The organism is Roseovarius halophilus (ex Wu et al. 2025), from assembly GCF_047086965.1.
On the sequence record NZ_JBKOTX010000206.1, the window covers coordinates 1 to 9,419 of the forward strand.

Here is a 9,419-nt window from a genome sequence, read left to right on the forward strand (position 1 = left end):
GGGCCAAATCGTCGAGCAGAACGAGCCGGAAGAATTCTTCAACAATCCCAAGAGCGACCGGACGAAGCTGTTCCTCAGCCAGAAAGAGGTCTCGGACCGGACCCGCCACGGCAAGGCGGTCAACCTTGACCCTGCCCTGCTCATTCTAGATACCCTGTTCAGGATCGAGCAGACGGCCCAGAGCACCGTCGCCAATGCCACCACAGCCTGACAGGGTGCCATGACCCAAGCGCGACTCGTTGATAGCCATTGCCACCTGGATTTTCCCGACTTCGAGGGAGAATTGCCGGATGTGATCGCCCGGGCGCAGGCCGCGGGCGTGGCCCGCATGGTGACCATCTGCACCCGCCTGCGCAACGAGCCGCAGGTGCGCGCCATCGCCGAGGCCCACGACCCGGTCTTCTATGCCGCCGGAACCCATCCGATGAGCGCCGCAGAGGAACCGCTGACCAGCGTGGACGACCTGGTCGCGCTGGCGCGGCACCCGAAATTCGTCGGCATCGGTGAAACCGGGCTGGATTACCACTACACCGCCGAAAGCGCCGAGGTGCAGCGCACATCCCTGCGCCTGCACATTGACGCCGCGCGCGAGACGGGCCTGCCCCTGATCATTCATGCCCGCGATGCCGATGACGACATGGCCGCGATCCTGCGCGAGGGGTTTGACAACGGCCCCTATCCTTGCGTCATGCACTGCTATTCCTCGGGGTCGGATCTGGCGAAAGCCGCACTCGACATGGGCTTTTACCTGTCCATGTCCGGGATCGCGACCTTCCCCAAATCGCAGCAGGTGCGCGACATCTTCGCCGCCGCCCCGGTGGACCGGGTCCTGGTTGAAACCGACAGCCCCTACCTGGCCCCACCGCCGCACCGGGGCAAGCGCAACGAACCGGCCTATACCGCCCACACCGCCAGGGTTGGCGCCGAGGTCTTCGGCATGGACGAGGCCGATTTCGCCCGCCAGACGACCGAGAACTTCCACCGCCTCTTCTGGAAAGCGGCACAGTGGCAGGCGGCCGCCTGATGGGCGAGATCACCCTGCGCATACTGGGCTGCGGGTCCTCGGGCGGCGTGCCGCGCCTGGGCGGACATTGGGGCGATTGCGACCCCGACGATCCGCGCAATCGCCGCACGCGTTGTTCCCTTCTGGTCACGCGGGACGGCCCCGAGGGCACGACTCGCGTTCTCATCGACAGCTCGCCGGACCTGCGCCACCAGCTGCTCGAGGCTGGCGTCGGCGAACTGGACGCCGTCCTTTATACCCATTCGCACGCCGATCACGTCCACGGGCTGGACGACCTGCGCATGATCGTCTTCAACATGCGCCGCCAACTGGATGTCTGGGCCGACGGCGACACCGGGCAGCAGCTTCTGTCGCGCTTCGGCTACGCCTTCGTGCAGCCCGAGGGATCGCCCTATCCACCGATCTGCAACCTGCACACCATCGACGGCGATGTCACCATCGAGGGCGCTGGCGGGCCGATCACCTTTACCCCCTTCGCAGTGGAGCATGGCGCGATCGAGGCGCTGGGATTCCGCATCGGCGACGCGGCCTACCTGCCCGACGTGGCGCATATTCCCGACGCGGCCTGGCCCGTGCTGCAAGGTCTTGAGCTTTGGATTCTCGATGCGCTGCGGCGCGATCCGCACCCGACGCATGCCCACCTGGCGAAGAGCCTGGAGTGGATCGAACGCGCGGCCCCTGAGCGCGCGGTGCTCACCAACATGCACATCGACCTGGACTGGGAGACGGTGGCGGCCGAGACGCCAGCCAATGTCACCCCGGCCCATGACGGGATGACCCTGTCCATACGGGCCTGACGGCCATGGGCGCGCTTGCCTCGGTCATCCTGCCGGTATTCCTTGTCGTGGGGGTCGGCTATTTCGCCCGCTGGCGACGGATCATCGGCGACGCGGGCATCGACGGGCTGATGAATTTCGCCCAGGGCATCGCCATCCCGATGCTGCTGTTCCGCGCGATTTCGACGCTGGACCTGGGCCAGCATTTCAACTGGCCGCTGCTGCTGGCCTTCTATGCCGGGGCCATCACCGGTTTCGCCCTGGGGCTGGGCGCAGCGCGGCTGATCTTTCACCGCAGCTGGCCCGAGGCCATCGCCATCGGTTTCGCCGGCATGTTCTCGAACTCGGTCCTGCTGGGCCTGCCGATCACGGAACTGGCCTATGGCCCGGCGGCCATGACGACCAATTACGCCATCATCGCGATCCATTCGCCGTTCTGCTATGCGGTGGGCATCATCGCGATGGAACTGGCGCGGGCGGGCGGCACGCCGGCGCGGGCGCTGCCGGTCAAGATCCTCAAGGCAGTCTTTTCCAACACGCTGGTGATGGGAATCACGCTGGGCTTCATCGTCAACCTGGGCGGCATTGCCCTGCCCGGTGTGCTGACGGATGCCCTGGACCTGATCGTGCGCGCCGGCATTCCCGTGGCGCTGTTCGGGCTGGGCGGTGTGCTGTTCCACTACCGACCCGCAGGCGACATGCGGGCCATCCTCTTCGTCTGCGCGGTCTCGCTGATCATGCACCCGGCGGTCACCTGGGGGCTGGGCCAGGCCCTGGGCCTGTCCACCGAGGCGCTGCGCTCGGCTGTGGTGACCGGGGCCATGGCACCGGGGGTCAACGCCTATCTCTTTGCCAACATGTACGGCGTGGCCAAACGTGTCGCGGCCTCGGCAGTGCTGATCGGCACGGGGCTGACGATCCTGACAGCGACCTTCTGGCTGTCCATCCTGCCCTGACCGAAAAAAGGCCGCCCGGCAGGGCGGCCTTTTGCGAGTGTCTTGGCCGAGCCTCAGCCCGGGCTCATGCCCCGCAGCCGCTCGGACCGGCGGCGCAGCAGCTCTACCGTGGTCAACAGGCAGATCGAGATCGACACCAGAATCGTCGCCGCCGCCAGAATGGTCGGGCTGATCTGTTCGCGCAGGCCGGTGAACATCTGCCACGGCAGGGTCTGCTGCTGGGCCGATCCCACGAAGAGCACCACGACAACCTCGTCGAACGAGGTGATGAAAGCGAAAAGCCCGCCCGAGATGACCCCTGGCAGGATCAAGGGCATCTGCACCCGGAAGAACGTGGTCACGGGGTTGGCACCCATGTTGGCCGCGGCCCGCGTCAGAGACCTGTCGAACCCCACGAGCGTGGCCGTCACCGTGATGATCACGAAAGGCACGCCCAATGCAGCGTGGGCCAGGATCACCTTGAGGTACCCGACGAAATTCTGGTTCAGACCGAGGTTGGACTGAAGCCAGTTCCCCAGCGGCGCATAGAAAAAGAACATGCCCGTTGCCGAGATGATGAGCGGCACGATCATCGGCGAGATCATGATCGCCATGATCGCCTGACGCCCGGGCACATGGGTCTGTGAAAGGCCGATGGCCGCCAGCGTTCCCAGGCTGACCGAGATCAAGGTGGCGAAAGGCGCGATGATGAGCGAGTTCTTGAGCGGTGTCATCCACTCGGCCCCCGAAACGCCCCACATCTTGCCGACCACGACGCCGATCAGCGTGCCGATGATGGCGAAAACGACGATCTTGCGAATGCCGCGCTCGGCATTGGGCAGAAGCTGCACCAGCCCGCCCAGCACCGCGCCGATGACAACACCGTAGAGGATACCCTGCACCGGGTGGCCCCCGCCGCTGAAGAATTCCCGGTAGTGCCGGAGGCTGTAGCCCTCGGCCTGGAAGGTCAGCATTTCCGGCGTGAAGGTAAAGAAGTTCTCGGCGTTGAAGCTCAGCCACATGACCGGGATCAGCGGCGCGATCAGGAAGAAGAAAACGAAGGCGCAGATGAACAGGAACACATTGTGCCAGAGCGTCTGCCCGGCGGTGTAATAGATCGGCACCCCAGCGCGGTATTGTCCCGAGCCGATCCAGGTGCCGAACCAGCCCATCGACAGGCCCACAACCAGGCCGCCGACAAGGCCGCCGATCCCGCCCGCGATCAGGCCGACAAGGCCGAAGAGCGCACAGGTGCCCCAAACCTTCTGCCAGAGCCGGACCTGAACGATCTGGGCCAGTATACCGGCCAGCACGGCGCCGATCACGGCGCCGGCCAAGAAGCCCAGCCAGGGCTGGCCGAAGATATTGCCGGTGATGAAACCAAAGCAGGCGCCCAGCACCGCCATCACGGGCATGGTGAAGGTCAACAGCGGCGGGCGTTCCACGTTCACGGTCAAAGTGCTCATGGTCTCAGCCCCCCAGTTTCACGTTGTCGATGCCCACGATCCGATCGTAGAGCCAGTAGAGCGCCAGCACCACCACCAGCAGGATCGAGCCAAGCGCGGCCGCAAGGCCCCAGTTGAGCGAACTGGAGATGTGGTAGGCGATCCGGTTCGAGATGAAGACACCGCTTGTGCCGCCGACGATCTCGGGCGTGATGTAGTAGCCGATCGACAGGATGAAGACGAGGATCGAGCCCGCCCCGATGCCCGGCACCGATTGCGGGAAGTAGACCCGCCAGAAGGCCACGAAGTTGGTCGCCCCCAGGGACTTGGCCGCCCGCAGATAGGACGGGTCGATGGTCTTCATCACCGAGTAGAGCGGCAGGATCATGAAGGGCAGCAGGATATGCGTCATCGCGATGATCGTACCGGTCTGGTTGTTCATCAGGATCAATCGGTTGGCATCGTCCACGAAGCCTAGCCAGACGAGGATTTCGTTGATGACCCCCTGTTGCTGCAACAGCACTTTCCAGGCCGAGGTTCGCACCAGCAGCGAGGTCCAGAACGGCAAGAGCACCAGAATCATCAGGACGTTGGCCGTGCGCAGCGGCAGGTTGGCCAGCAGCCAGGCCACCGGGTAGCCTAGCAGGATGCAGGACCCGGTGATGACCAGCGACATGAACAGCGTCCGGTTGAAAAGCGTGACGTAGATCTGGCGGTTGTCGGGCTGTGCCTCGATCCCGTCAGCCCCGAGCTGCATGTCGATGGCGGTCAGGAAATAGCCCGGTGTATAGTTGGGCGAGTAGACGGAAATCGTCCCCCAGACCTCGGGATCGAGCCAGTCCTCGTCCAGCTCGCCGAAGGCGGCGCGAAAGGTCGTCTCGGGCAACTGGTCGAGATTGGAAACCACCGCTTGAAGCTGCGCGGCGCCGGGGCCGTCGTAATCGGCGATGGCGGCGACAGTCTCGGGGTTGCGCAGGTCCATGCCCAGGGCGCCGTAGACCGCTTCCCAGGGCTCTTCTTCAGCGACGACATCCTCGTCATCCAGGGCCGTCCAGATGGCGAAGTCGGTATAGGCGGTGGTCGTCCAGGGCAGCAGGTCGATCATGGCTTGCGACGGCACGAAACCCACGTCGCCCGGCATCGGGTCACCAACCTGCGCCTCCCACATGTCGCGGCGTTCCTCGAGCAGGCCCGTGCCGCCCGCGCCGTTCATCATGTCGTACCAGAAATCTGCTTCCTCGAAGACCGGGTCGATCTCTTCCAGCGGGTCCTGAAAGGCCTCGCCGATGTCGTCGACGCTGCGGCCCGAGCTGCGGAACAGCGACGACAGACCGGTCTGTTCGTAATTCAGGCGCGAGCCGAGCTTGGTATGTTCCTTGGCCTCGGAGGCGTTGAACAGGTCGATGAAGAGGTGCTGGAACACCAGTTCGTCGGGGGCCTCGCCACTGTCAATGTCCCAGTCCTGAACCGCCGCGACGGTGCCGGGCAAGGTGTCCGACACGATCTGGTTCTCGACCGAGCGGAACAGCATCGACAGGATCGGGATGATGAAGGTCAGCACCACGAAGAGCAACAAGGGCGCGATCAGCGCAAGGGCGCGCAGCTTTTCTCGCCGCAGGGCCTTGGCAAGGCTCTGCTTGAGCGGCGAGCCGTCGGCGGCCAGCACCGGGCCGGTATCTGTGCTATCACTCATCGTTTCCCCGTCGATCTGCCGGTTGTCCGGTCTGTCTTGTTAAAGGTCCAAACGAATTGGAGGTGGAGGGGCCGGATCACCGGCCCCTCCGAAAGCCAAGCCCTTACTGGGCCAGCCAGGACTGGAACTTCGCGTCGATGTCGTCGCGATAGTCAGCCCAGAAGCCGTAGTTGAACACGAAGACATTCTCGCTGTTTTCCGGGGCCGTCGGCATATGGGGGCCCATCGGAATGCCCAGTTCGGCATGGTCGCCGACCAGCGGCGCCGAGGAGTCACGGGCCGGACCGTAGGAGATGTAGGCCGCCTGGTCCGCCAGACGCTGGGTGTCGGTCGCGAAGTAGAGGAAGTCCTCGACGCGGGCCAGACGCTCGTCGGACAGGCCGGTCGGGATGATCCAGCCGTCAAGGTCGAAGACCTGCGCGTCCCACATCATGCCGATGGGCTGGTCCTGCTCCTCGATCGCCGAGAAGAGACGCCCGTTGTAGGTCGAGCCCATGAAGACCTCGCCGTCGGCCAGAAGCTGCGGCGTGTCGGCGCCGGCGGACCACCAGATCACGTCGTCCTTGATGGTATCGAGCTTGTCGAGCGCGCGATCCTGGCCTTCGTTGGTGGCAAGCACATCGTAGATCTCGTCCTTGGGAACGCCGTCGCAGATCAGCGCCCATTCCATGGTGTTGATGGGGCGCGATTCCAGCGAGCGCTTGCCCGGATAGGTCTCCAGGTCGAACACGTCGCAGATGTCATCCGGCGCGTCGACGCCCTCGGGCACCATGTCGGTGCGATAGCCGAAGGTGATCGAATAAACGATCTGCGGGATGAAGCAGTCACTGACGATCAGGTCGCCGAAGTCGTCACTGGCATCGGTGCCGTCCGGCGCGGGCGCCAGCAGTTCGTCATGGTCCACTTCCATCGCCAGGCCTTCGTCGCACAGGCGCAGCGCGTCAGCGGCGACCACGTCGACCAGGTCCCAGGTGATGTTGTCGGCCTCGTTCATGGCGCGCAGCTTGGCCACGGCCTCGTTCGAGCTTTCGTCCCAGGTGATCGAAACCTCGGGGTTCCGCTCCATGTAGGGCTTGGCGTAGGCCTCGATCTGCGAGTTCTGATAGGCACCACCCCAGCTGACCAGCGTCATGTCGTCGACCATATGCGCCTCGGCGCCGGCCATGGAGCCGGCGGCACAAAGTGCGGTCGTCGCGGTTAGGGTCTTGAGAAGTCTCATTTCATACTCCCGTATGTCTCCCGGTTCATTGATGTCATGCGAACGGCAACCGGGTTTGGGCCGTTGCGCGCGCGTCATGCCTGTGCGACCTCAGGGGTCGAGGGCACGACAATCCTCTGCCAGCCAACCGATCTTGATCTTCTGGCCCGGCTCGAGGCGTTGCTGGTCGGGGGCGTTGCGGGTCTTGATGATGAAATCATCCTGACCTGCCACCCGCAGCCGTGTACGGAAGATGTCACCCATGTAGATGAACTCCAGCACCTCGGCATCCAGGGTATGCGCGCCTTCCTGCAGGCGCGACTGGTCGATCTCGACCCGCTCGGGCCGGATCGACACAAGCGTCCGGTCCCCGACCTTGTCGACGTTGACGGGATTGGCGTCGATGACCTCGCCGTCGTCAAGCTCCACGATGCAGGTCTCGCCCTTGAGCTCCTTGATCGTGCCTTCAAGCGTGTTGTTTTCGCCGATAAACTGCGCCACGAAGCTGTTTTCGGGGCTTTCGTAGAGCGTGTCCGGGGCGGCCAGCTGCTGGATCTTGCCGTCGTCGAAGACGGCGACACGGTCCGACATGGTCAGCGCCTCGGTCTGGTCGTGGGTCACGTAGACGGTGGTGATCCCGAGATTGTGCGCCAGATGGGTGATCTCGAACTGCATCTTCTCGCGCAGCTGCTTGTCGAGCGCGCCGAGGGGTTCATCCATCAGCACCAGCTCGGGTTCGAAGACCAGCGCGCGGGCGAGGGCGACCCGCTGCTGCTGGCCACCGGAAAGCTGGGCCGGACGGCGGCCGCCGAAATCGCCCATCTCGACCATGTCGAGGGCGCGCTTGATCTTTTCCTCGCGGTCGGACTTGCCGATGCCGCGCACTTCCAGCGGGAACGACAGGTTCTCTGCAATGGTCATGTGCGGGAACAGCGCGTAGTTCTGAAAGACCATGCCGATCCCGCGCTTGTGGGGCGGAATGTCGTTGATCGACTGACCGCCCAGCCGGATGTCGCCATGCGTCGCGGTCTCGAACCCGGCCAGCATCATCAGGCAGGTGGTCTTGCCCGAGCCGGACGGCCCGAGCATCGTCAGGAATTCGCCGCGCGGCATGTCGAGGTTGAGGTCTTTGACGACGAGCGTTTCGCCATCGTAGCTCTTTTGCACGCGTTCAAACTCGACGAACGCGTCGTTCGATGCACCATCGGCCAAGCCGTGTCTCCCTGTTATCTGGCAGCTTGTCGCTGCACTTGCGTTCCAAGACTAAAGCAATCCGGAGGCCGGATTGCAACGGATTAGATGTTCGTCTTTGCCGCAGGCCGGAATTCTCGTCGTTTGGCCCGCTTTGGGGCAATTTTCAAACATAAAACCCTGCGAAAAGATGCCGCAAAAGTCGTTTTTCCCGCTCCGATGTCGGCGCTTGAACCGCCTGTCGCGCCCGTTGCGGCCGTTTTCGGGCCGGGCGGGGCGCCATGTCAGGGGCCGGGCAGCCGCGCGTGAACCGGGTTGGGGCACCGCAATGCCCACGGTCAGGACGCCTTTTCGAGGGCGATGGGCAGTCCCCCCTCCTCGGTCAGGAATCGGATGACCCGGTCCAGTCCGACACCGCGGTTGAGCTGTGCCAGCACATGCGGGCGGTCCTGCCGCGCCGCCCGGGTATCGGCCTCCAGCAGATCCCGGTCGACGCCGACATGGGGGGCCAGATCGGTCTTGTTGACCACCAGAAGATCGGATTTCACCAGCCCAGGTCCGCGCTTGCGGGGGATGTCCTGCCCCGCCGCCGTGTCGATCACATAGATGCTCAGGTCGGCCAGTTCCGGGCTGAAGGTCGCGGCAAGGTTGTCACCGCCGGATTCGATCAGCACCAGGTCGAGGTCGGGAAAGGCCTCGGTCAACTCGGCCACGGCGGCAAGATTGATCGAGGCATCCTCGCGGATCGCTGTATGCGGGCAGCCGCCCGTCTCGACGCCCCGGATGCGCGCACCGGGCAGAACTTGGGCGCGCATCAACGCCTCGGCGTCCTCGCGGGTGTAGATGTCGTTGGTGACAACGGCCATCGAGCACCGTGGCGCCAACAGCCGCGCCAGCCCCTCGGTCAGGGTGGTCTTGCCAGCCCCCACCGGGCCGCCGATGCCCACGCGCAGCGGGCCGTTCATGGATGATGTGGTCATGTGCGACAGATCCTCACCTCTTGCGTTTCATGGGTCAGCGCGACCAGATCCCCGGCCAGCGCGCAGCCGCCGAGCGCCTCCAGCGATGTGCAACGATTACCGCGCGACGCTGGCGCGGGATTTCGACGATGACGCGGCCGACCTGACGCAGCGTATCGGGTGCCCGACGCTGGTCTT

8 protein-coding genes and 1 pseudogene are annotated in these 9,419 nt (G+C 64.5%); 4 read left to right on the forward strand and 5 right to left on the reverse strand.

Translation table 11 applies throughout. The features are described 5' to 3' along the window. From ACH107_RS26750 to ACH107_RS26765, 4 genes and pseudogenes are all read left to right on the forward strand, one after another. Nucleotides 1-211 (forward strand): annotated as a pseudogene (locus ACH107_RS26750) (hypothetical protein); the annotation flags it as partial. Between the two features lie 9 nt (nucleotides 212-220). Further along, entirely contained in the window at nucleotides 221-1,024 is an 804-nt protein-coding gene (locus ACH107_RS26755) for a TatD family hydrolase (RefSeq protein WP_412508700.1), read from the forward strand. Next, nucleotides 1,024-1,821: an MBL fold metallo-hydrolase gene (locus ACH107_RS26760; RefSeq protein ID WP_412508701.1), complete on the forward strand. Its 798-nt coding sequence runs from the start codon at nucleotides 1,024-1,026 to the stop codon at nucleotides 1,819-1,821. The genes ACH107_RS26755 and ACH107_RS26760 overlap by 1 nt, the downstream gene beginning before the upstream one ends. A gap of 5 nt (nucleotides 1,822-1,826) precedes the next feature. Then, nucleotides 1,827-2,756 carry an AEC family transporter gene (locus ACH107_RS26765; protein WP_310691466.1) on the forward strand — a complete coding sequence of 310 codons (930 nt, stop codon included), beginning with the start codon at nucleotides 1,827-1,829 and terminating at the stop codon, nucleotides 2,754-2,756. 53 nt (nucleotides 2,757-2,809) lie between these two features. Here ACH107_RS26765 and ACH107_RS26770 read toward each other — a convergent pair whose 3' ends face one another. From ACH107_RS26770 to ureG, 5 genes are all read right to left on the reverse strand, one after another. After that, a complete protein-coding gene (locus tag ACH107_RS26770) occupies nucleotides 2,810-4,201 on the reverse strand; it encodes an ABC transporter permease (protein WP_412508704.1) in 1,392 nt (463 codons plus the stop codon). A gap of 4 nt (nucleotides 4,202-4,205) precedes the next feature. Continuing rightward, nucleotides 4,206-5,873 carry an ABC transporter permease gene (locus ACH107_RS26775; RefSeq protein WP_310691464.1) on the reverse strand — a complete coding sequence of 556 codons (1,668 nt, stop codon included), beginning with the start codon at nucleotides 5,871-5,873 and terminating at the stop codon, nucleotides 4,206-4,208. A 103-nt stretch (nucleotides 5,874-5,976) separates the two neighbouring features. Beyond that, nucleotides 5,977-7,092: an extracellular solute-binding protein gene (locus tag ACH107_RS26780; protein WP_310691463.1), complete on the reverse strand. Its 1,116-nt coding sequence runs from the start codon at nucleotides 7,090-7,092 to the stop codon at nucleotides 5,977-5,979. A 90-nt stretch (nucleotides 7,093-7,182) separates the two neighbouring features. After that, nucleotides 7,183-8,283 carry an ABC transporter ATP-binding protein gene (locus tag ACH107_RS26785; protein WP_310691462.1) on the reverse strand — a complete coding sequence of 367 codons (1,101 nt, stop codon included), beginning with the start codon at nucleotides 8,281-8,283 and terminating at the stop codon, nucleotides 7,183-7,185. Between the two features lie 317 nt (nucleotides 8,284-8,600). Beyond that, nucleotides 8,601-9,242 (reverse strand): urease accessory protein UreG, encoded by a 642-nt coding sequence (ureG, locus tag ACH107_RS26790; RefSeq protein WP_310691461.1) that lies wholly within the window; start codon nucleotides 9,240-9,242, stop codon nucleotides 8,601-8,603. Nucleotides 9,243-9,419 lie beyond the last annotated feature (177 nt).

What these genes read in the sequence shown, in the direction of transcription:
- ACH107_RS26755 (WP_412508700.1), top strand. Translation starts at nt 221, where the DNA reads ATGACCCAAGCGCGACTCGTTGATAGCCATTGCCACCTGGATTTTCCC.
- ACH107_RS26760 (WP_412508701.1), top strand. Translation starts at nt 1,024, where the DNA reads ATGGGCGAGATCACCCTGCGCATACTGGGCTGCGGGTCCTCGGGCGGC.
- ACH107_RS26765 (WP_310691466.1), top strand. Translation starts at nt 1,827, where the DNA reads ATGGGCGCGCTTGCCTCGGTCATCCTGCCGGTATTCCTTGTCGTGGGG.
- ACH107_RS26770 (WP_412508704.1), bottom strand. Translation starts at nt 4,201, where the DNA reads ATGAGCACTTTGACCGTGAACGTGGAACGCCCGCCGCTGTTGACCTTC.
- ACH107_RS26775 (WP_310691464.1), bottom strand. Translation starts at nt 5,873, where the DNA reads ATGAGTGATAGCACAGATACCGGCCCGGTGCTGGCCGCCGACGGCTCG.
- ACH107_RS26780 (WP_310691463.1), bottom strand. Translation starts at nt 7,092, where the DNA reads ATGAGACTTCTCAAGACCCTAACCGCGACGACCGCACTTTGTGCCGCC.
- ureG (WP_310691461.1), bottom strand. Translation starts at nt 9,242, where the DNA reads ATGACCACATCATCCATGAACGGCCCGCTGCGCGTGGGCATCGGCGGC.